This window comes from Pseudomonas sp. LB3P31 (assembly GCF_054897945.1).
On sequence record NZ_CM142710.1, the window covers coordinates 1,328,878 to 1,349,440 of the forward strand.

The 20,563-nt window shown below is 56.7% G+C and carries 20 protein-coding genes; 6 read left to right on the forward strand and 14 right to left on the reverse strand.

What is annotated here, in order from left to right:
- Nucleotides 1-48 precede the first annotated feature (48 nt).
- Nucleotides 49-852: an endonuclease NucS domain-containing protein gene (locus tag ACYZTK_RS05980; RefSeq protein WP_462013597.1), complete on the forward strand. Its 804-nt coding sequence runs from the start codon at nt 49-51 to the stop codon at nt 850-852.
- 256 nt (nt 853-1,108) lie between these two features.
- On the opposite strand, the gene ACYZTK_RS05985 is transcribed toward ACYZTK_RS05980, so the two are convergent.
- Both ACYZTK_RS05985 and ACYZTK_RS05990 read right to left on the reverse strand, forming a co-directional pair.
- Complete coding sequence (locus ACYZTK_RS05985) at nt 1,109-1,474, reverse strand: hypothetical protein (RefSeq protein WP_462013598.1); 366 nt, start codon at nt 1,472-1,474, stop codon at nt 1,109-1,111.
- Between the two features lie 65 nt (nt 1,475-1,539).
- The gene (locus ACYZTK_RS05990) at nt 1,540-2,397 is read right to left on the reverse strand and encodes a hypothetical protein (protein WP_462013599.1); all 858 of its coding nucleotides are present in this window, start codon (nt 2,395-2,397) and stop codon (nt 1,540-1,542) included.
- A gap of 98 nt (nt 2,398-2,495) precedes the next feature.
- On the opposite strand from ACYZTK_RS05990, the gene ACYZTK_RS05995 reads away from it, so the two are divergent.
- Nucleotides 2,496-3,572 carry a helix-turn-helix transcriptional regulator gene (locus tag ACYZTK_RS05995; protein WP_462013600.1) on the forward strand — a complete coding sequence of 359 codons (1,077 nt, stop codon included), beginning with the start codon at nt 2,496-2,498 and terminating at the stop codon, nt 3,570-3,572.
- Between the two features lie 223 nt (nt 3,573-3,795).
- Here ACYZTK_RS05995 and ACYZTK_RS06000 read toward each other — a convergent pair whose 3' ends face one another.
- The 8 genes from ACYZTK_RS06000 to ACYZTK_RS06035 form a co-directional block, all read right to left on the reverse strand.
- Nucleotides 3,796-4,317 carry a hypothetical protein gene (locus tag ACYZTK_RS06000; RefSeq protein ID WP_462013601.1) on the reverse strand — a complete coding sequence of 174 codons (522 nt, stop codon included), beginning with the start codon at nt 4,315-4,317 and terminating at the stop codon, nt 3,796-3,798.
- A gap of 706 nt (nt 4,318-5,023) precedes the next feature.
- Nucleotides 5,024-7,945, reverse strand: a complete 2,922-nt coding sequence (locus tag ACYZTK_RS06005) for a toprim domain-containing protein (RefSeq protein ID WP_462013602.1) — start codon at nt 7,943-7,945, stop codon at nt 5,024-5,026.
- The gene (locus ACYZTK_RS06010) at nt 7,942-8,460 is read right to left on the reverse strand and encodes a hypothetical protein (protein ID WP_462013603.1); all 519 of its coding nucleotides are present in this window, start codon (nt 8,458-8,460) and stop codon (nt 7,942-7,944) included. The genes ACYZTK_RS06005 and ACYZTK_RS06010 overlap by 4 nt, the downstream gene beginning before the upstream one ends.
- The gene (locus ACYZTK_RS06015; protein ID WP_462013604.1) at nt 8,445-8,630 is read right to left on the reverse strand and encodes a helix-turn-helix transcriptional regulator; all 186 of its coding nucleotides are present in this window, start codon (nt 8,628-8,630) and stop codon (nt 8,445-8,447) included. Before ACYZTK_RS06015 ends, ACYZTK_RS06010 begins: the two co-directional genes overlap by 16 nt.
- Nucleotides 8,631-8,803: 173 nt before the next feature.
- Entirely contained in the window at nt 8,804-9,214 is a 411-nt protein-coding gene (locus ACYZTK_RS06020; protein WP_462013605.1) for a hypothetical protein, read from the reverse strand.
- Nucleotides 9,215-9,331: 117 nt separating this feature from the next.
- Nucleotides 9,332-9,634, reverse strand: coding sequence for a hypothetical protein (locus ACYZTK_RS06025; protein ID WP_462013606.1), 303 nt, complete (start codon nt 9,632-9,634; stop codon nt 9,332-9,334).
- A 1,072-nt stretch (nt 9,635-10,706) separates the two neighbouring features.
- Complete coding sequence (locus ACYZTK_RS06030) at nt 10,707-12,164, reverse strand: site-specific integrase (RefSeq protein ID WP_462013607.1); 1,458 nt, start codon at nt 12,162-12,164, stop codon at nt 10,707-10,709.
- A 297-nt stretch (nt 12,165-12,461) separates the two neighbouring features.
- On the reverse strand, nt 12,462-13,979 hold the full coding sequence (locus tag ACYZTK_RS06035; protein WP_462013608.1) for a nucleobase:cation symporter-2 family protein: 1,518 nt from the start codon (nt 13,977-13,979) through the stop codon (nt 12,462-12,464).
- Nucleotides 13,980-14,232: 253 nt separating this feature from the next.
- On the opposite strand from ACYZTK_RS06035, the gene ACYZTK_RS06040 reads away from it, so the two are divergent.
- Nucleotides 14,233-14,514: a BrnT family toxin gene (locus ACYZTK_RS06040; RefSeq protein ID WP_462013609.1), complete on the forward strand. Its 282-nt coding sequence runs from the start codon at nt 14,233-14,235 to the stop codon at nt 14,512-14,514.
- Between the two features lie 3 nt (nt 14,515-14,517).
- A complete protein-coding gene (locus tag ACYZTK_RS06045) occupies nt 14,518-14,850 on the forward strand; it encodes a BrnA antitoxin family protein (RefSeq protein WP_462013610.1) in 333 nt (110 codons plus the stop codon).
- Between the two features lie 36 nt (nt 14,851-14,886).
- On the opposite strand, the gene ACYZTK_RS06050 is transcribed toward ACYZTK_RS06045, so the two are convergent.
- Together ACYZTK_RS06050 and xth are read right to left on the reverse strand one after the other, a co-directional pair.
- Nucleotides 14,887-15,714 (reverse strand): arylamine N-acetyltransferase family protein, encoded by an 828-nt coding sequence (locus tag ACYZTK_RS06050; protein ID WP_462013611.1) that lies wholly within the window; start codon nt 15,712-15,714, stop codon nt 14,887-14,889.
- 110 nt (nt 15,715-15,824) lie between these two features.
- Nucleotides 15,825-16,616 (reverse strand): exodeoxyribonuclease III, encoded by a 792-nt coding sequence (gene xth, locus ACYZTK_RS06055; RefSeq protein ID WP_462013612.1) that lies wholly within the window; start codon nt 16,614-16,616, stop codon nt 15,825-15,827.
- 207 nt (nt 16,617-16,823) lie between these two features.
- Between xth and ACYZTK_RS06060 the strand changes: the two genes are divergently transcribed.
- On the forward strand, nt 16,824-17,159 hold the full coding sequence (locus ACYZTK_RS06060; RefSeq protein ID WP_462013613.1) for a hypothetical protein: 336 nt from the start codon (nt 16,824-16,826) through the stop codon (nt 17,157-17,159).
- Between the two features lie 45 nt (nt 17,160-17,204).
- Here ACYZTK_RS06060 and ACYZTK_RS06065 read toward each other — a convergent pair whose 3' ends face one another.
- Nucleotides 17,205-18,002 carry a lipopolysaccharide biosynthesis protein gene (locus ACYZTK_RS06065; protein WP_462013614.1) on the reverse strand — a complete coding sequence of 266 codons (798 nt, stop codon included), beginning with the start codon at nt 18,000-18,002 and terminating at the stop codon, nt 17,205-17,207.
- A gap of 14 nt (nt 18,003-18,016) precedes the next feature.
- Nucleotides 18,017-19,762: a L,D-transpeptidase family protein gene (locus ACYZTK_RS06070; RefSeq protein WP_462013615.1), complete on the reverse strand. Its 1,746-nt coding sequence runs from the start codon at nt 19,760-19,762 to the stop codon at nt 18,017-18,019.
- 81 nt (nt 19,763-19,843) lie between these two features.
- Here ACYZTK_RS06070 and ACYZTK_RS06075 point away from each other — a divergent pair, with 81 nt between their 5' ends.
- Complete coding sequence (locus ACYZTK_RS06075) at nt 19,844-20,548, forward strand: murein L,D-transpeptidase catalytic domain family protein (protein WP_462013616.1); 705 nt, start codon at nt 19,844-19,846, stop codon at nt 20,546-20,548.
- Nucleotides 20,549-20,563 lie beyond the last annotated feature (15 nt).

Genomic DNA, 20,563 nt, shown 5'->3' on the forward strand with positions numbered 1-20,563 from the left:
GGCGTGGTCCATTACGAGAAAACAGAACACAAACGAGGAGTAGAAACAGTGAGCTACGGCAACCGCCCGCCGGTATGGCAAATGGTTCGAGATGCGGCCCAGCAACTGAATGGGGAATGTACTTATTCAATGATTAAAACAAAAGTGAGGTCGATGTTTGGCGACGATGTAAATGACAGCTCGATGACGTGCAGCATTATCTCGGGGGCAGTGAATCACTCATCGCGTATTCACTACAACGAGAACAAGAAGCCACGGCTCACGGACACGGCTTACGACTACCTGTTCAATATTGGACGCGGCAAAGTCGTTTGGTACCAACCCGAGAAACACGGTGTTTGGGAGATCGCACAATCTGCCGATGGCGCCCTGGTCGTCCGCCTCGCTGACGGTGTGGGCGAGAATCCGTCGTCGATCATCAAAGCTGTCGAGGCCTCCGATGAGGCATATAGCATGTTTGCTTTGGAAGCACATCTGCGCGACTACCTCGCCAAAAAGCTTCCCAAGTTACCAGGCCTTGATGCGCCACTCATGCTATACCGCACGGATGATCGCGACGGAGTAGAGTTTCAGACCGACGTCGGCCCGATCGACATTCTGGCTACCGGAAATGGCGATTTCTACGTGCTCGAACTGAAAGTCGGCCGTGGGCCGGACGCGGCACTGGGACAAATCCTTCGCTATATGGGCTGGGTGAAAGAGCACCTTGCGGGCGATAACGACGTGTATGGAATCATTGTCGCGTCGGATATCAACCAGAAACTGCGGTACGCGGCAACGCAGGTGCCGAATGTCCGATTGATGGAGTACGACCTTGCCGTGACGCTTCGTGCGGTGGCCTTGCATGGTTGATACGGCGTCATCACAGTTCGATTCAGTCCGCGCCTTGACAGCCCGATAATGCTCCAGCAATGAACCGTTAGCGTGGCAGAATCACTATCTCTTGATGGGCGATAGCTGCCACTAGCGAGGGGCAGTTCCTAGAGAGCTATAGGCCTTGAGGTATTTTTTCGGAACAGTTTATGGATCTCTTAAAACCCAAAACACCTGTCTTATAAAATGCTTCAAGGGCTGTTTTGGGTCGATTCTTGCTGATACGGCATAAGACTCAAGACTGAGATTTTTTGACCCGGGCGTTTTTAATCATCACCTCGAGTTGCGCGATCATTTCATCAGGGTCAATTTCAGTCATTTCACCGCACGACGCAGCAATGATCATTTCAGCAAATTCAGGACTGTATTCCGACTGGTAAGCGGGAGTTGCATGATCGACGGTCGATACCACCCACTGGTCCTTCACCTCCTGACCGATTATGTGGTTTCTTTCCTGCAGAGCGAAGAGGGCAGTCTGGAACTGTTCGTCCGTCATTTCTGGGAGACGTTGCGCCACCTCAGCCTGAAGGGCTCTAACGCAAACCCCATGACTTGCGAGACTCATGATCAAGACTTGCACGTTACTCAATGATTCCATCATTCGATTTCCTAATCCGAAGGGGGTCCCCGGCGCTCCCGAGGACCAGTCAGGCGACATCCGTTAGGTCACTGCCCCAAATCGTAGCCAATCATGAACAACGCAGCTTCCAGTGCACGGAGAGAATCTTTAGGTTCGACCATCCCGTGGAAACCGCAGCCTGATGCCTTGGGATGCGCCAGGACCGCGGCAAGCGTCCAACTGGCGCGCATGTTCCAAAGGGCATGGTGTGAACCCGAGCGCAAGCGTTTGAACTTGTAAGGACCTGCACCTGGGTCCCGACGCTTTGGCGACACAGCTGATTGAGCCTCCTTCGCGGCCGCCCATGGGAAACAGAGAGAACTTGGAACGCTAGCCAGACTTTTCGCATCGCAGTATTTGACGATGAGCCATCCCAAGCTTGCCGCCACGCGGCTGTCGTAGATCACGAAGTCATCGCACAGCAGAGAGTAAACCTTGGTCATTCCGGAGTTAAAACGCAGCTGGTCGCAACGCAGTGCAGGGGCTTCCGGATCGCCGGCATTGATGGCGGCCTGAACTGCTTGTAGCGATCGCGCCAACCCGGCCTGGTTTAGCTTTAACCATTCATTGTTTCGAGCAGTCACTCCGCCCCATGCCATGACACCCGACGCTGCTTCCACTACTTTCGAATCGTCGGTGCCGGCGGCGGCCAAGTCCGCCTTCAATGCAGCCAATGCCTTTGCGTTACTTAAGAACGTCGATCCTGAGTTGAAGGCCAAACGTTGGTTGCCCGGGTGGTTCCACTGATACTTTTCGAAAGCGTTGAACAAGCTTGTGCAGTTCCATTCTTTCCCGCTACGGCGATCAATATAGGCATGCTGAAAAAGGGAAGTATCCAGCTCCGTGGCCATCCAATGGACGAAACCAGCGACATGGAAATCGGCAAGATAGGTTGAACGCTTCATGGACATGCTCCTGTGGGCTGACGTTTAAGTTCGTGTTTTCCTTGCCAGCCCGAGCATCATTCCACACACTTAGGACACTTTTTGTCCTGGACGTATCCATGGTCTCTTTTTACGAGCGTCGAGATTATCTGCGTGACATCTTGCAGCGGCATGGCACCGCTTTACCGACGTCTCAAGTTCATGAAGCGATGTGTGCCTGCTTAGGCAACGTTGATCATCCATTTAAAACAACACAGCGCGACCTTCTAAAGCTCGAGGCTGATGGCTACATAAAATGCCAACGCCGAGGTGCTGCCAAGCACTTACTCTATTGGTCGTCGACAGGAGCCAATTTTAATTTGACGCTCTCACCAACGGAGGCGATGACACTGTCGACCATTTTCGATCATGCGGATCGGTTTGGTCTCAAGACACACACCAAAAAGCTTTCGCCGCTGCGACGTCATGCACTTCGTGTCATGAATGACTACTCAAAACGACAGCTGGATTGGGAAAAGCGAATAACCACCGGGACTCGGTTTACGGTCCTGATCCCCGGGGAGTACGACTTAACCCATCTGACCAAAATCCAGGAGGCCATATTCGGAAACCAGCCGCTGGAAGTGACGTACCAGCCCCGGGATGTGGGTGACATCCAGTGTGTGTATCAACTCAAACCGTTGGGTCTATCTCACCAAGATTCAAACACCTATTTGTCTGCGCTCGTGCAGGAAGAGGAGTGGCCTCTTGGTCACACTCCAGAGCCGGACGCACACCGTGGGAAGTACAGCAGCAATGGCCCAAACAAGTTATGTGCGCTGATGCTTCATCGAATCTTAAAAGTGGAACCTGGTAAACGCGAAATCGCCGATCCTGAAGGCTACGACATCAATTCGATCGATGCGCAGCAACACCTGATGACTATCCACTCACCGGCACCCGTCAATGTCAGCTTGCGCCTGAGTGACAACTTGCATAACCGGCTTTCTGAAAATCCGCTCTCGCAGGACCAGATCCTGGTCGCCGAGGCCGGGAGCTGGATATTGAACTGCCGGATGCTCGACACTCAGGGGCTGCGCCTTTTTTTGCTCAGCAATGCCGCCGACATCGAAGTCCTATCGCCCATCGAATTAAGAAATCACGTTAAGGGCGTCCTAGAGCGGGCAGTTGGTATGTACAAGGTCGGCCAGATTTAACCTCCCTCGGCATTCACCTGAACCGACATTTCGCGGACTGTCTCAGGGAGACTGCGTTAGCATTGCACGTGTTGTGCTGCTTGCAAGTACCGGCATGATTCTGCTGCCGGGGAAATGTATTCGTTTTTTGCTAAGTCATAGATGAAGTCATCGTTATTGAAATGCCCGTCAACCTTGGCTCCAGAAGGAATCGGTTTGGGCACATAGGTGCTGATGACGAATGTCAGCTGCGCTCGATTACAATGGTGTGGTCCTGCTCGCCATTATCCAGGCCCCAAGCCAGGCGCTCGGCTCGTTGTTTGATGGCCAGCGTCTGGGCCACCCGCCAGGCCAGCCGAGCTCCGTTATCGCTCCTGGATCGAACCGCCTCGCTCAGTAGGCCGTCCACGACTTTAAGCTGATTTCGGTGCGCCACGAGCAACTGAGCACGATCATCGGCAGCTATATCCTCCCGTACCTCTGCCATGGCAGCTGGGCGATCCTCTGCCGGCACCTGGGCGGCCTCCAACTCCGCTGCAGCCTTTGCCATGCGGTCGGCGACCCCATGGGCTCGCTCGGTCAACTTCGGTCCCCCAACCTTCTTCCAACCGCCATCAGCAGCGCTCCAGCGCTTCATCGTGCGTTCACTGCAATCGACCTGGGCAGCTATCTCCGCCAGAGTCATTGGGGTGGTCACGTACAGGGTCCGTGCAGCCTCGCGGCGGATCTGGATTGATTGGGTTGAGTCAGGCATTTCGGCGGTCATGGCTAAGGCCTCGCGGGCCTATGGTGGGTGTCCCACGATCGTATTGTCACGCCAGCGAGCGCTGGCACCTTGTCACCCGAAAAACTTCTGTGGAGAGGGCCGCTGGTGTCCATATGGCTCGCATCAGCGCGAAATCCCATTCGCCAGGTGTGGCAGGGCTTTCAATCGCGGCCCCAAGGCTTGTTCCCATGTTCCCACCCTGTTCCCATCCAGCTTTTGGAGATGGGAACAGACAAAGCCCAATGAACACGGGCTTCTCACCCTCCTGTTCCCATGTTCCCAAATAAAAAAATAGATAGAAGTATAAGAGAGTCAAACCGCTAGCCTGCTATCTATATTTCTGGCTAGGATGGCACATTTCTATTTTATATAGGTCTGTCCTCAGGATTGATGGGAACATGGGAACAAATCGCCGCATCCCTTGTAATACGAGGTCTCCAGCGTTCCCATGGGTTGGGAACAGGCGTGGGAACAAGTCTCAAAGTGGGAACAGAAACGCCCCCTAAACCTCATAAATGAGAATTGCTACGACTTTGCACCGCATCTGATGATTGCCCCCTGCCAAAGGGCCATGCGTTCAACTGGCGAGCTGTTTGTCCACCGGTAACATGGATTTACTCGGTGGCACCGACGCTGCCCTGGTGACGGCTGATCGCCAGGCGCAAAAAAGCCCGCACGAGGCAGGCTCAATTCTGCAGCTGGTTGATCAGAATGGTTTGCCATTGTCCTCTGGCTCATCGGTGCCGAGGACCACATCCAAAGCCACCGACACGTAGCGCGTCGGAGCACCTGCAAACCTGACCTTCTCGACTGGCCCTGGCTCGCCCTTCTTCTTGACCTTCGATTTCCACGCTCTTGGCAGGCGGGCCAGACGGCCGATCAGGTCGGTTTCGAAATCGGTTCCTTCGACCAGTACCAACAGCTCGCGGCAATTCATCGAGAACAGAAGCCGGCGCGGGGATTCTCCATCGGAGAGGCGGATCCCGTGCAGGGTGAGGGCATGGGTCGCCATCTCGTAGCTGGGCAGGCCGCCTGAGTGGTTCGTAGGTGGGCTGGCGAAGATGATCTCCAGCAACTGGCCCACGCTGTAGGGACGGTTGTCGACCTTGATGTGCGAGCTGAGGATGGCGTTCAGCGCGACCCTAGCATCGTTACCGTCGACCGATACGCCAGCACCCAGAGCGGCCCAGTCGCAGCCTCTGATCATCACCATGGCCTCCCACTCGGAAGGCACGTAGCTCTTCTGCATGCACCAGGCGCCCGCCATCAGCGTACCGAACTGGTCGCCATCACGCTGGCGGCCGAAGTGCTGACCCGCCACACGGGCGAAAACCTTGGCCGATTCGCGCACTACTGGCAGCATTTTCATGGCTCGTGCGAAAACCCGCTGACTCAGTGTCTCGTCGGCATCCATCTTAGCCAGGCGGTCAGAAAGGCCGTTGGTTTTCCAGGTGTCGCCCTTGACCATCTCCAGGCGAGTCAGGCGGTCGATGTCGGTCGCACGAGTCAGGTTCGGCGCCACGGCGACCAGACAAAACATCGAGCGCACCTGGTAGGCCATGGCCCGGCCGCTAACGGTGCCCCTAAACGTCTGTGCCCCGCCCTCGGACGAGCTTTGGCGGATCAGGGTCAGTACTCCCTGCATTCGGGATTTAGTCTCTGCCCCAGTTTCCGCCTCATCGACTAATACCGGACGAGCGTCTAGGCCCAGGGACTGACGAATGCCTGCCTCGGTGCTGTCGCCCTGGGCATTGAGAGCCCAGCCCTTATCAATCAGGCTCAGCAGATACTGCTTCTGCAGCGAACTTTTACCGGTACCAGCCTCACCACTGATCCAGACGTGAGGCCGCCAGTCCAAAGCACCACAGATCGGCGCCAGAAATGCCCAGCCCGCCATCAGGATGCCGGCGCCCCGTTGTTCCCAGTTGTACAGCTCCGCTGTTTCGACAAGCCATGCGCCTTCCTCGTCTCTCAACGCCACTTCGGCAGGTGCACGCATCTCGCCGCCAGCCTCGTACACGAAGCGGGAGCCTTGGATGCTAGAGAGCCGGGTGGCCTCGCCGTCTACGCTGAGGCGATTGCCGAGGTGGAACACCAGCCGACCGTTGTCGAGCCACACGCCACGGCCACGGATGCGATCGGGAGTGTAGATGCCACGGCGCTGAGCGAGCTGGATGATGTCGTTTGCGGCAGCCAAGGCATTGATGCCGCCGCCTTTCTTCGGGTACTCCAGCTCCCAGTACTGAAGGTTGTCCAGCTCGATCAGGCTCGATGCCGTCGATAATTTGGCCGCCGTGTACTCCATGACTTGGTTTTTTCCGTGGACGTACACGAAGTAGCGGTCGTGGTCGTGGCCGAGAACGTGGAAGCCGGCCCCATGATCACACGCATCACCCCCGACAGCATGCAGCACGATCGTTTCCGGTACGCGCTCTAGCGGAGGATCGAGGTCGATTGAGCCAGCCAGCAGCTCGGACTGCGCGCTCTCGACACTCTCCCAGGTCAGCAGCGCATCATCAATCACCGGCTCGCTCGCCTCGGTGACTGAGGCTGGCACGTCCTGAATGACCTGGTTGGCAGTGAGCACGACCTTGAATAAGGCGCGGACCACACCTACGCCATCAAATGCGCGTAGGTCGTTGAAGTCGGTCGGACGATACCACTTGCCATCGGCATCCTGCTTGCCGTCAGTTTGTTGGAACGGCGGGATAGCCAGCAGGCCACTAACGGCCTTGGCCGCCGCGCGTGCGTGGCACAGGCCCGGGTTTTCCACTGGTTTCAGGGTCCACTGATCGTTGTCAGCGGCAACAATGATGATTGCGTCAGGCTTGCTCTCGCGGATCGCCTCGGCCACGGGCAGCAGGTTGCTGGTGTCGAAGGCCACCAACACCAGGTGATCGGTTTCCTCATGGATGGTCGCGCCAGTCGCATAGCCTTCGCAGATAATGAACACTGGACGGCCGTAGAACTGCTGCGGCTTGCCGATCGCGTGGAACAGGCCGCGCTTGGCGCCATCCTTGAGGTAGTCCTTGTCGCGGGCGCCATCGCCTTTGCCCAGGATCTTGCCCGGGAAAATGCCCTGCAGACTGTGCACTGCGCGGGTCTTGTCGCACAGCGGCACATACAGCGCCTTGCTGGTCAGCGACCAGACTTCGCCGGTTTCCTTGTTGATCATTTCCCATACGCCCATGCGCAGGCCGTGGGCTTTGACGCCTTTGCGGACCAGGTACGGGTGATTGTCTGGGGCTGGCTGTGCTGCGTTCCAAAGGGCTTGGGCGCGCGCAGCTGCATCAGCGTGGCGCTTGGCAGTTGCGGCGGCTTGTTCAGCCTTGCGGCGGGCCCAGTCTTCGCGCTGCGCTTTCAGGTCGGCGGCTGACATCGGTTTCGTGTCGCGCTTGGCCTTCCAGGAGAATTTGTGGTCGCCCCAGCGCTTCATGCAACCGAAGTTGCCGGCTGGTTTGGCGTCCAGGTGAATCTTGGCCCATCCGTTGGTGGAACCCTTGCGATCGCCCATGACGTGGAAACGCTCAAGCGTGCCATCCATTTTCAGGGGGTCGGAAGGTTCGATACCCTGTTCGCGCATGGCGGTCATTAGATCGTCGATAGCAGTGACAGCATTAATACTCATATGGACGTGCCCTTGCGAGTGCAGCGACGGGCATATCGGCCGACCACATCCAAAAGGTGCATGAGCGTGCTGATCGGAAATGCGCGTCCTGTTACCAAGCAGATCCACACTACCGGCAGACCGGTGTCCAAGCCATCGGAGCGCTTGTCCCGGAGCGCCTTTGTCAGGCCGTGTGATGGCCCGGCGACTTGAAAGTGATGTCCCTCCGAACCGCGGACTTCGCAAAGTGCCAGCTTGTGGCCGCCGCAAGACTCGATTACATCGCGTAGGAACTCACTGTGGGTGCAGTCGAATTCTTCGGGATCACGGCGCACCTGCTCAAGGTGTTGAGCAGTGCAAAATTGATCAATGGTGCTGACGGGTGAGGCTAAAATGGCTTGCGCATGTGCGTCAGTATTGTCACTATATGTGCCTTGTTTTTGCAGTTTTTTCACATCGAATGTCTTCGAGGTGGATGGTAAAGAACCCGGCCGGCCAGCCGGGTTTTTTTTGCCTGGAATTATTGTTGGGCGCATTTCGAGCGTTCCTTCAGATATTTTTCCAGCGTTTCCTTTTCCCAGCCCAATGTGCGAGCTGTCAGCTTGATCGGTTTCATGAAGCTACCGGCGGCGACCAGGCGCTCTAGCGTTCTTCGAGATACGCCAAGCATCGTGGCGACCTCCTCGGTGCGAATAAATTGGTTCATTGCGGATCCTTATACGGGCTCGATTCGATTCATCAGCTGTCGCATTTTGTCCGTCACGACAGTCAGCGATGTTGCAATTTAGGCAAGGAACCACCCTGGGAATAACGCCGAGCATTCGGAAAATCCATTTGTTCGTGCTCGAGGTTGGCGCCTTATCGTTCGGTGGTTACTGTTCACTCGTCACCGCAAATTCGCTGATCGGGTTTGGTCGCCCGGATAGACATCGGCGCACGACGCCTTAAAAGCGTTTTTTTTGTGCCCTCCTTATGGCGGATCGTGCGCGGGAGGGCTTCGACCCTGCGTCGCGATGTACTGACAGCACCAGGTCGAACGGGCACCGGATCGATCAGACGATCCATGTAGTGTTTACTGTTGATGCTGATAGCAAGCAGCACACCATCCCCCGCGCGGTGCTCGACAGCCCCGGTAGCGCGCAGGAAGGTGTAGGTTTCGTTGTGGCAGTCCAGCATTTCGCCCAGCGTGCGGCTGCTGATGACGATGATGCGGCTGCGAAAGATTGCGGAGTGCGAGGGACCGACTTCGCGGGATTCAAAGCAGAATGGAATGATTTGAGCGGTTTGCATGATAGTCACCATTTGTCTGTTAGGGCTAACGCTGTTGCGACCAAGCAATAAAGGCGGCGAGCCGTACGCTGCTTGGTCAACCGGGGACACAGGAACCCGGCTGGGCCGCCAAGGCATTCACAGTTCGATCCTGAAATGCGCAAGAACGCCAGCAGGTTGCAGTTCGTATTGCCGGCCAGCGACGATACGGCCTGTCTCGCGCTCGGTGATCCGGATCCCGCCCATGTTATTTGGCCCAGTGCCAAGACCATCGACCGATCGCTCCAGCATGCAGCCATATTGTGTAGCTACGTCCACAGCCCGATTCAGAAGCTCAGGCGCCCAGTCTGCATTTTCCTGTTCGGTCAGCAGGCGGTCGTACTCGTCCCAGTCTCCACGAGCTCCCGCATCCACGATCTGTTGGAGTTTGTCGTCGCTCATTTGTCACTCCCGTACAGCACCAATTTTAGAACGACCTGCGGAGTCAAGATCGTTTGTGCATCCAGGGTGGTGGTGACATTATCACGATGTAGATTGATCAAATTTGATGTGCTCATCTGAATCCCTCATCAGGTGCTGAAGTTAGTAAAAGTTCCTGCCAGGTAGTGCTGCCAGGCTTTTTTGTTTAATAGTTTTTTGAACAGAGCATGCTCGCTCCTTTAGCCATACTTCGATTGTCCCAGGCAGAAAACATTGTCCGCTTACTCAAATATGAGCAACGAGTATCTTAACTATTAGATCGATTGATCAAATATGATTAACCAGCATCAACATTATTAGACCGGATGATCAAATATGATCAATGGCGTCACTGATGGACAAAGATTAGCCATCAGAGCTTGCAAGCTAAGCCTCAACTATCCGCGGTTAGTTAGGACGAAAGCATCGCACTCAGAAACGCTCCAACGCACCCGCCGACCAATGCGGATCGGTGCGGGAAAGGCTTCGACCTTGCTCAAGCGCCACCAAGTGGTAGCGCTGACTTGATACCGACCATGAAAAAAAGCAGCGGGACGCCACTCCTCAATTAATTGTGTTTTCATAACAGCCCTCTGAGCGACCGGACATCCAGCGCAAGACGAAAATTGAAGTTAGAGAAAGCTCTAGAGTTTTCTTCTGGAACCAATTCTGAAGACAATCTAAGAGAATGGCAAGTGCACTAACGGAGACTAAACGCCACTTCGAACTGCACACTTTATCAATGAAAACAGACATGACTTTTTCGATTGATCAAATATGATCAATCGAAAAATCTAAAAAGGCTCACCCCAAAGCCGGACCCAACAAAAATCTGAAAAGCCAACTTTCACACGACTTAAAAACTGCCAGATCAATATGTATGCGGGCTGTAGGCATACCTAGTAGTTCGGACATGAATTTTTTGAGCATGCCTAGCCGCTTCATGGAGGCTAGTTTATGACCAAATCATTAGAGAATTCCCGATCACAGCAGTCGACCCATAAAAAAATCCGCTTGATCATATTTGATCAAGCGGACTTCGTAGGAACGGTAGTTATTTTTTTTCAGGAGCCTTGCCTGTGACCAGAATTTTAGAAAGTGCACGCTCAAATTGTTCAACTGCTCGACGTTTCTCAGGTAGGTAAGCTTCTGGGTTATTTCTATAATGTGCCGCTACCACCCCGCTCACACCATGCGACTGAAGCAGATCGCTTAGCCGATCCTCAACACCATTCCGCTGCATCATTTGACTACAGGTTCGGCGTAAATCGCGTGGTCCAAATCTCTCAACTTGCTTGCCATCCAGCTTGCCGTGCTCAGTATCTAACCAAGTTGAAACGGCGTGGACTGGGCTACTCACATTGATTGGAGACCGGCCAGTGGTCGTCCAGGGCCATTTGTGCTTGCCAGTTATTTCTTTAACCTCGGCTAAAATAGCGAGAGCTCGCTCGGTCAACGGCACCAGGTGCACGCGCCGTACCCCTCCCCTACCTTTTGCGTCGATTAATCGAAGGGTTCGAGCCTCGAAGTCGTAGCTCTCCCACGGTTCTCGCGTCACTTGATCGACGCGCTGCCCGCCCAGCGCGATGATGAACTGGAAGAGTCGAGCCATGACCGGCCCAACTGTCGATATCTCGGTGATGGTTCCCCAGAAATGTTGCAACTCCTGATCTGTCAGCGTACGAGTACCTGGTGTGGGTACGTACTCCTTGGGTAGGAGAGCAACCGGATTCGATGTCAGTCCGAAAGTTTTGGCGCTTGCGCGAGCGAGCGAATGCTCCGCTTTCAGACCGAAGGCAAATGCCGCATGAAGCCAAGCACGCTGCTTGTCTGCAAGCCCCTTTGCACCACGATCCCAAGCCTTTCTCAAGATTTCCAGCACATGCCCGGGAAGAACATCACGCGCTTTCAGTCCGGATATTGAGGCGCTACGCTCCTGCAGATCGACCTCCAAAAATCGCTCGAACTTCGCCAACTGATCTGCAGATACTTTATCGCGGCGATCCTCAATGTAATCTGCAAAAAGATCCGCTAGTGAGGCTCGAGCCGCCTCGGTATCGATGCGCTTTTGTGCTGTTATTTTGCTCTGGCGAAGGTGCTCCTCGTAGTGGTCAATATCACCATGCTGGCGGACCTCACCCGATACTCTCGCGACTTCCTCCCGCCAGTACGCAATGCCTAAATCTCGCCCGCCGGCCCCAATATCGAAAAGGCCTCCAAGCTTGATTCGCCGCTGAGTGCCCCCAACCCGCATTGCCAAGTAGACCTCGACCGCTTCCGCGCTCCTACGCTCCAACAGCAGGCTTCCTGCACCTTTAGGTCCAGCTGGCTCAGAAAGTGTTTTCGCTACGACTTCCTGACCCTGCTTCCTGATCACGCCCGTCTTACGCCAGCCGCGCAGAGCTGTATCGCTGTAACCCATAAAGCACCATCCAGTGTTGAGCAGCTGATAACTGCTCAACACTTTGCTCAACGAATGAATGAAAGTCCAGCGGACATTTTGATATTTCAAGAGCTTGCAAACCCATTAAACCCTTTAGAAACAGGGATATTGAAATACCCTGAAAGCTCATGAAATATCAGAACAAGTCTCTGTTAATCACTGGGTCCCTGGTTCGAGTCCAGGTCGTGGAGCCAGACAGCAAAAACCGGAAAGCCCCTGAATCGAAAGGTTCAGGGGCTTTTTTGTGGGTGTTGCTTACGTCTTAATGTCAAAAGATCGCAGCCTTCGGCAGCTCCTACACGGATTGACGTGCACCCTGTAGGAGCTGCCGAAGGCTGCGATCTTTTGATCTACAGCCTTTATCTGCTAAACATGCTCACCCGTCTTGACAGGCACCGCCCGCGGCTCCCCATGCCCATGGTCAACCTCAACCACCGGGATCTCCTTGCCGTCGCAGTCATGCAGCTTGCCATCGCTGAAGTAATCCCCTTCACGCAACGCCGCCAGATCCTGATAACGCAGCACCCGCTCGGTACCCGCAGCAAACACCGACTGCTGATCCGAGTTGCCTGCGGTCAGGTGGTTGAAGGCCAGGTTGAGCACGATCGCCATGATCGCCGAGGAGCTGATGCCCGAGTGGAAGATGGTCGCAAACCAGCTTGGGAAATGATCGTAAAAGTTCGGCGCAGCGATCGGGATCATGCCGAAACCGATCGATGTCGCGACAATGATCAGGTTGACGTTGTTGCGATAGTCAACCTTGGACAGCGTACGGATGCCACTGGCCGCCACAGTGCCGAACAGCACAATACCGGCACCGCCGAGCACCGAGGTCGGGACTGCGGCAATCACCCGTCCCATGAAGGGCAACAGGCCAAGGACCACCAGGAACAGTCCACCCGTCGCCACCACAAAGCGGCTCTTGATTCCGGTCACCGCCACCAACCCGACGTTCTGGGCGAATGCGCTCTGGGTGAAAGAGCCAAAGATCGGCGCGATCATGCTCGACAGCATGTCGGCACGCAGGCCGTTGCCCAGCCGCTTGGAGTCGACCTTGGTTTCGATGATCTCACCCACGGCAAGGATATCGGCGGAAGTTTCCACCAAGGTCACCATGACCACGATGCACATCGACAGGATCGCGGCGAAGTGGAAGGTCGGCATGCCGAAGTGGAACGGCGTCGGGAAGCCGAACATCGGGCCCTGGGCCACGGACGAGAAGTCGGCCATACCGAGGAACACCGCGATTAACGTGCCGATGACCATGGCCAGCAGGATCGACAGGCGCGAGATGGTCGCGCTGCCAATCTTGCTCAGCAGCAGTACCAGCATCAGCGTCAACGCCGCCAGACCGATGTTCGCCATGCTGCCGAAATCCGGTGCATGGCTGTTGCCACCCATGGCCCAGCGCGCTGCCACTGGCATCAGCGTCAGGCCAATCGTTGTGATCACAATGCCGGTGACCAGCGGCGGGAAGAACTTGGTAATACGCGAGAACACCGGGGTTATCAGTAAGCCAATCAGCGACGCGGCCATCACCGCCCCCAGGATCGACTGGAACCCGCCCTCCCCGCCACTGCTGACGATCGCCACCATGGTCGCGACGCCGGAGAACGACACGCCCTGGACCAGCGGCAACTGACAGCCAAAAAACGGTAGACCAAGGGTCTGCAACAGCGTTGCCAGGCCCCCTGCAAACAATGAAGCGGCAATCAACAAACCAATGTCCGCCGGCGAGAGCCCGGCCGCCTGGCCGATGATCAACGGCACTGCGACGATGCCACCGTACATGGTCAGAACGTGTTGCAGGCCATAAGCCATATTCGCGCCGACCCCAAGATTTTCATCTTCGGGACGTTGGTGTGAAACATGGGGCGTTTTCATGATTGGGGGGTTCCCTGGTTTTTTGTTATGCGCACACTGTATGCAAGACTCAGGACAAATGTCTATAGAGTTGTATACAACTCACCAGTCAGATAATGGACACCCGTCCACGCCACCCCCGCCTGCGTTGCCTTTGCCGGCAAAATCCGCAAACAAATCTTGCCCGGCTCATTTCCCTTGCCCCGCTAGTCTTTTGCATTCCACGCGACCATCGGCACGGACGCCTCTAGCCAATACATATAAAGTATGCATAATGGACTTATTCGAAATTCAGTACGACAAGGCAAAAAACGCGGCCAACAAATTAAAGCATCGGGGCATCAGCCTCGCCGAAACGGAGGTCGTGTTTTACGACGAACGAGCGCTGACGGTGCAGGACCGGGACCATGACGAAAACCGGTGGGTCATCATGGGCATGGATGCAAAGGGCCGCTTGCTGGTGGTCGCCTACACCTACCGCGATCCGAATTTCGTTCGAATCATCTCTGCGCGACTGGCTACCAAAACTGAGCGCGGCAAATATATGGAAACCTGAGCCATGAAAAACGAGTACGACTTCAGCAATGCCAAGCGCGGAGCGATTGCTTCTACCAAGGGGAAAACCCGGATCACCATCATGCTCGACGATGTCGTCATCGCGGCGGCTCGAGCCCTGGCCGAAAGCGAGGGCTATGGTTATCAAACGGTGATCAACAACACTTTGCGCCAGGCGTTGCTCAGTGTAAAAGTCAACGTCGCCGAGCCTGACCCGCACAGCGCCATCGTCAATGCCGGGCATTTCAAGGAAGGGCTCACGGCCTCTGAACTGCAGAACGTGGAGAAAAAGCTGGCAGAGGCGCTGAGCGAGCTTCATCGCGTGCTGAAACCTTGAGCCCGCTGCCGAGACCGGGTGCTGAAGGAGCCTTCGCTACTCGCCCCCGATCAAGCGGGCGAGTGCCTGCCTCAGCCCCACATGCACTGGCACCTGAATACCGAATTCGTGCTGCAACAAGCTGACCAGCTCTTGCACGTCCGCCACGTCACGCCGCTCGCTGTGCTGCCCAATCCGGTGGATCGCAAAGCTTCCGTTGTTGAGGGTACGCCGCCACCCGTCACCGGTACGCGCGACCATCAGTTGTTTGGCAAAAGACGATTCGGGGTGAGTCGAGACGTACCAGTTGCCGACTGCGTAATCGACGTCTTCCTGGCGCTGCAGGTCAAATATGTACATCGGCCGCCATTCGCCGGCGACCTTGGCACGTAAAGTGAAGCCATCCGCGTGCTGCTCGATCCGATAGGGTTCATGCGGGGTGGGCTGTTCAGCCGGGGAGTCGAGGAGAAGCGGCGCAGTGGGCACCATGCCACCGAAGCCGACGTCAGTGATGTATCGCACTCCGTCAAGATGCACCACGCTCAAGCGGTGCGTGCGAGCGGTCCACGCGCCCTCGGGCTGGCCCATCACCACTCGGCCAGTGATGCCGCGCGCATCGAAGCCCAGTTCCTGAAGCAGCGCCAGAAAAATATGGTTGAGTTCGTAGCAGTAGCCGCCGCGATTTTCCTGCAGCAGTTTGTGTTCGATGGACGGCAGGTCGATCAGCACCGGTTCGCCGGCCAGCGTGGCCAGGTTTTCGAAGGGGAACACCCCGGTGTGCCGCAGCTGCAGCTGACGCAGGGTTTCTAGGGTCGGCGCAGGGGGCGCGTCGAAACCCAGGCGTTGCAGATAGTGCGCAAGATTTGTCAGGCGGGGCTCGCTCATTGCTCAGTCCTTATCCCAATGCCGCGGATCGCTCCGCCGATGGGCGACAGGTATAGGCGAAAAGGCCCCTGGACCGACAATTGATTTCGCCAATCGGCCTGCAAAAGAACTCAACGCTTGCGCGAGCCGAGGCGAATCCACGTCGGGGCATGGTCGCTGGCATGCGGCTCATTGCGCACCCAGGCATCCACCCCGGCTTCCTGCAGGTATGGACTCAACGCCGGGTTGAGCAACAGGTGGTCGATGCGCAGCCCCGAGTTCTTCTGCCAGTGCTGGCGGAAATAATCCCAGAACGTGTAGAGCCGGTCCTGCGGGTAAAGGTGACGCAGGGAGTCGGTCCAGCCCTGGTCGAGCATCCGCTGATAGCACTCGCGACTTTCCGGCTGCAGCAAGGCGTCCTTGAGCCAGGAGCGCGTGTTGTAGATATCCATGTCGGTAGGCACGACGTTGTAGTCACCGGCCAGCACCACCGGATGGTCACTGGCCTGGAGGTCTTTGGCGTAGGCGATCAGTCGCTCGAACCACGCCAGCTTGTAGTCGAACTTCGGCCCCGGTTGCGGGTTGCCATTGGGTAGATACAGACAACCCACCAGCACCCCATGCACGGCGGCCTCGATGTAGCGGCTGTGGGTATCGCTGTCGTCGCCGGGCAGCCCGCGCCGACTTTCCAGCGGCTGGGCATCCCGCGCCAGGATCGCCACCCCGTTCCACGAAGACTGGCCCTGCCAGATCGCACCATATCCGGCAGCTTCAAGTTCGGCTGCAGGGAACGCGCTGTCCACCGACTTGAGCTCCTGCAGGCAGACGATGTCTGGTTGTTCGCGTTCCAGCCACGCCAGCAGGTTTGGCAGCCGGGCGCGCATGCCATTAACGTTGAAAGTGGCGATTCGCATTTTTTTCATGGGCCGGCGCTCCTGATGCCGAGATGTCTTGGGTGTGACAGCCGCGTGTGTGCGGGGTTGCGTCGAGATCGGCTGGTGCGGCTAATTCGGCCATGAGCCTGGTTCGCGCTGCATTCGCCTGAGATGACCACTCGTCATCCAGTCGGCACCAACTGCCCTGCCCTTCACCCCAACATCAGGTAACGACTCATTTACTGGAGACGTACCATGAACAATCTGAAGATCACTTCACTGGTTCTGGCTGGCTTGCTGTCGGCGGCTTCGCTCGGCGCTTATGCAGCGTCCGGCGACGGCGCTGATGCAACCGGGACCAAATCGGGCTCGACTGGCGGCTCGACCATGGCACCCAATAACAACCCTGGCGCGCCATCCGGCACCTCTGGAGGCAGCAACAGCAGTTCGACCCCAGCAACCGGTAGTGGCAGCACTGGCGGCGGCACCGGCACCGGCACCAATGGCGGCACCAGCGGTTCCGGTGCAGGCGGTGGCACCGGCGCACCTGGCGGCGGAACCGGTGGCGCAGGCGGCGGCACGGGCAGCTGAACGCGTAAAGGCAGCCGATGATTTCGGCTGCTTGCGCTGGTTAGTTCAGCCGCGAATGATACGGTCGACTTCGCCGTAGGTGACCCGAGGAACCAGCGCGGCAGGAATCCTCGATGTTTCGGAAAGGTTGTAGACCTGAAAGTCCTTGTTCATCACGTACTTCGACATGATCCTGAACGAAGGCAGAATGCGCGTCTGTAAATGGTCGTCCAGCGTGCAGGGCGACACAAAGCCGCCTGGAGTTTCATAAAAGCGCTTTACCGACTGATCAAGATCCACGCCCACCAGAAATACCTTGTTGAACCCCAGGTGGTAAGCGATCTGCAACGCCACATAAGCCACCGTCCGCGCATCAAAAAACCCGCGTTTGAGATTCTTGCTGAACCCCAGGCTGCGATTGCGCCCCGCTCCCAGCTTTCGGCTCCTGATCAACTCCTTGTCGCGCGGCCCCAACAGATCGAACCACGCCAGTTTGGGTGCACGGGTCAGTAGATACAGATCACCCCTGGGGTTCAGTCCTTGATAATGAGTATGACTTTGCGGCACCGCGACTCGCTGGCTGATGCGCATGGCTTCGGAAAACAGTCGGGGCTGCTCCCTGTAGAAAGCGTCATCCGAACACATGAAAAAGTGTGGCTTGATGCCCGTCCCGATGAACATTGAGATGGCACCGTTCATGGTGATCATCGGCACATCCGCGTATTTTTCCAACGGAAAGTCTTTCGCTGACGCACCCGAAGCGATGATAAACACCGCCCCGCTATTTATATTGCGACACTCATCCAAGTCATGCACTTGTAGCGGACCTTTGACCAGCTCCGTGGTTTTCTGCGCAACATCCATATTTCAGCCCCCCTTTATTTCGGGTTGTTCACCATGGCGGGAGCTCCTGCCCGCAGCAAGTCCAGAATGGGTAACTTCGAGGACAGGTTCAGCCCCCGCAGCACGGCAGAATCATAGCCGTACACATCGGGTTTGAACGTCACTCGACCGTCGTTACTCAAGTCCACCGTCCAGTAAGCCAATAGCACCGGCACTTTCACCGGCAGCCGAATGTTTTCGGTCTTGCCCTTGGCCAGCTGTTTCTGGATGCCGGCGCTGTCCCAGCGCACCGGGTCGTTGAACAGAAGCTCAACCAACTGCAACGGATTCTCTACCCGGATGCAGCCCGAGCTGGTGGCGCGCATGCTCTTGGAGAACAACTCGCGATGGGGCGTGTCGTGCAGATAAATTGCGTAATCGTTGGGAAACCGAATCACTACCTGCCCCAGCGAGCTGTCGGGGCCGGCATCCTGACGCAGATTGATGCCGCGCGGATTGCTCCAGTCAACGCTCGACGGATCCAGCACTGCGCCTTCGCGGTCGATCACGCGGATATGATTGGCGGCGAGGTAACCTGGATTGCGCTGGATCTTGGGGATCACATCTTCCTTGAGAATCGTTGGCGGTACAGTCCAGGTCGGGTTGAACGTAACGTAGGTGATTTCCGACTGGAACACCGGCGTATTGCGAAACGGTTTGCCCACCTGCACCCGGGAGCGCCAGATCGGCTTACCATCGCGGTACATCGCCACTTTATAGCCGGCGATATCGACAATCACAAAGGTGCCTTGCAGCTTGTACAGCAGCCAGCGCGCCCGCTCCATGTTTACCCGCACCTGATCGATGCGCGCACCCACAGGCACATTCAGCGCCGCCAGGGTAGTCGCGCCGGCCACGCCATCGGCGCCCAGATATTGTTCAGTCTGGAATTTTTTCACTGCGGCACTCACAGCACCGTCGTACTTGGTGCCACGAACCAGGCGCGGCTCGAGAAACCCTCCGGCCACCAACCGCGCCCGCAGTTGGGAGACAGCTGGCTCATCCATGCCCGGCTTGAGTGACTGGCCTTCAGCAACTTTTGGCCAGCCCCCGCCGTCGCGGACCTTGCGCAATTGCGCCAGACCGTCGCGCAAGCCCCGATACACCGACTCTTGCGGCGGCGCCAGGGCAAACGCGCCAGCCACGTCATGGGTATTGAGGGCGACGAAGAACTTATTCACGTCTTCGCGGGGATCAACATCCGAAGGGTCGAAATTCCAGTGGATATCCAGCCGCGAAGGGTCGACCTTGCCCCGGCGCAATTGCAGCAACGCCGTGAGGAAAGTGTGGGTGGCGGCAATATCAAATGCCGCCCGCTGTTCAGGTGTCGCGGTCGGGCCCTGCAACAACGGCTGGGAACGTGCCAGCTCGTCAATGTGAAAGTCTGCAGGGTTCAAGCCATCGACCTCAGTGGCATGCAGGCTGGCGAACAATTGGGCAGCATCGGCTTCATTAGTCCACGCCGCGCGATAGCCGCGATGGGAGTAGAAATCCAGGACCATGCGACTGACATCGACGCGCTTGTGGCGCCGCGCAGTCAATAATGGTGGAAAAGAAGTACTCAACGGCGCCAGGTTAGCCTGGATCGCCTGGCCGACGTTGTCATCCGCTGCAGCATCCCTTTGGATGATGGGTGCAATTGTCGACTCGATTGACGAACTTTCTGCGTAAGCAGCACCGCTGATCAGAAAGACCATAAAAAAGACGCGGCTTATGACGAATAACCTTGTTAATTGCACCATGGATAATCCTTAATCTCCCGATTTCAACGGCTAGCTTCCCGCGACCAGCTAGACTCGAACCTATCACGATGAGACATCTTTATGGCGCCAGCTCGCATTCGTCTGTTTTTCTCGGCCCTGCTGCTGACATCCCTCTCAGTACCGGCAGCGTACGCCGATTCGCTTGCCGCCGCCCTCGTCAAAGCGGCTCCTGATGCCAACGCCACCGTTATAAACCTGGCAGTGCGCGCCTCACAATGCACCCAAGCCCAAGGTGCAGCGCCGGCGCAACGACTGGCAGTCATAGATTACTCCCTGCCTTCGACCGAACAACGCCTGTGGGTGTTCGATCTAAAAAAGCGCAAATTGCTGTTTCATGAACTGGTCGCCCATGGACGCAACAGCGGCGAGAACATGGCGGTCAACTTTTCCAACCAGAACGAAAGTTTTGCCACCAGCATCGGCCTGTATCGCACCCAGGCCAGCTATGTCGGGCAGAACGGTTATTCCCTGCGCATGGAAGGCCTGGAACCGGGCTTTAACGATAACGCGTTTGACCGCGCGATCGTCATCCATGGTGCGCCATACGTCAGCCCGGTGCTCGCCCGCGCCAATGGCCGCATCGGTCGCAGCCTCGGTTGCCCGGCAGTCAGACCCGCCGTCGCCCGCCCGTTGATTGATTCGATGAAAAATGGGCAGTTGCTGTTCTCGTACTATCCGGACCAGCGCTGGCTGAAGTCGTCACCCTACATCAACTGCAGCGGTGCCACCGTTGCGTCGGCAGCAAAGTCCACGACTCGCAAGTAGCTAACACGTGACCTT

Excerpts from the sequence above, each read along its gene's own strand:
- ACYZTK_RS06075 (WP_462013616.1), top strand. The coding sequence starts at position 19,844 with ATGGCGCCAGCTCGCATTCGTCTGTTTTTCTCGGCCCTGCTGCTGACA.
- ACYZTK_RS05995 (WP_462013600.1), top strand. The coding sequence starts at position 2,496 with ATGGTCTCTTTTTACGAGCGTCGAGATTATCTGCGTGACATCTTGCAG.
- ACYZTK_RS05990 (WP_462013599.1), bottom strand. The coding sequence starts at position 2,397 with ATGAAGCGTTCAACCTATCTTGCCGATTTCCATGTCGCTGGTTTCGTC.
- ACYZTK_RS06060 (WP_462013613.1), top strand. The coding sequence starts at position 16,824 with ATGAACAATCTGAAGATCACTTCACTGGTTCTGGCTGGCTTGCTGTCG.
- ACYZTK_RS06010 (WP_462013603.1), bottom strand. The coding sequence starts at position 8,460 with ATGCGCCCAACAATAATTCCAGGCAAAAAAAACCCGGCTGGCCGGCCG.
- ACYZTK_RS06020 (WP_462013605.1), bottom strand. The coding sequence starts at position 9,214 with ATGCAAACCGCTCAAATCATTCCATTCTGCTTTGAATCCCGCGAAGTC.
- ACYZTK_RS06065 (WP_462013614.1), bottom strand. The coding sequence starts at position 18,002 with ATGGATGTTGCGCAGAAAACCACGGAGCTGGTCAAAGGTCCGCTACAA.
- xth (WP_462013612.1), bottom strand. The coding sequence starts at position 16,616 with ATGAAAAAAATGCGAATCGCCACTTTCAACGTTAATGGCATGCGCGCC.
- ACYZTK_RS06040 (WP_462013609.1), top strand. The coding sequence starts at position 14,233 with ATGGACTTATTCGAAATTCAGTACGACAAGGCAAAAAACGCGGCCAAC.
- ACYZTK_RS06045 (WP_462013610.1), top strand. The coding sequence starts at position 14,518 with ATGAAAAACGAGTACGACTTCAGCAATGCCAAGCGCGGAGCGATTGCT.
- ACYZTK_RS06050 (WP_462013611.1), bottom strand. The coding sequence starts at position 15,714 with ATGAGCGAGCCCCGCCTGACAAATCTTGCGCACTATCTGCAACGCCTG.
- ACYZTK_RS06000 (WP_462013601.1), bottom strand. The coding sequence starts at position 4,317 with ATGACCGCCGAAATGCCTGACTCAACCCAATCAATCCAGATCCGCCGC.
- ACYZTK_RS06035 (WP_462013608.1), bottom strand. The coding sequence starts at position 13,979 with ATGAAAACGCCCCATGTTTCACACCAACGTCCCGAAGATGAAAATCTT.
- ACYZTK_RS06015 (WP_462013604.1), bottom strand. The coding sequence starts at position 8,630 with ATGAACCAATTTATTCGCACCGAGGAGGTCGCCACGATGCTTGGCGTA.
- ACYZTK_RS06025 (WP_462013606.1), bottom strand. The coding sequence starts at position 9,634 with ATGAGCGACGACAAACTCCAACAGATCGTGGATGCGGGAGCTCGTGGA.
- ACYZTK_RS06005 (WP_462013602.1), bottom strand. The coding sequence starts at position 7,945 with ATGAGTATTAATGCTGTCACTGCTATCGACGATCTAATGACCGCCATG.
- ACYZTK_RS05985 (WP_462013598.1), bottom strand. The coding sequence starts at position 1,474 with ATGATGGAATCATTGAGTAACGTGCAAGTCTTGATCATGAGTCTCGCA.
- ACYZTK_RS06070 (WP_462013615.1), bottom strand. The coding sequence starts at position 19,762 with ATGGTGCAATTAACAAGGTTATTCGTCATAAGCCGCGTCTTTTTTATG.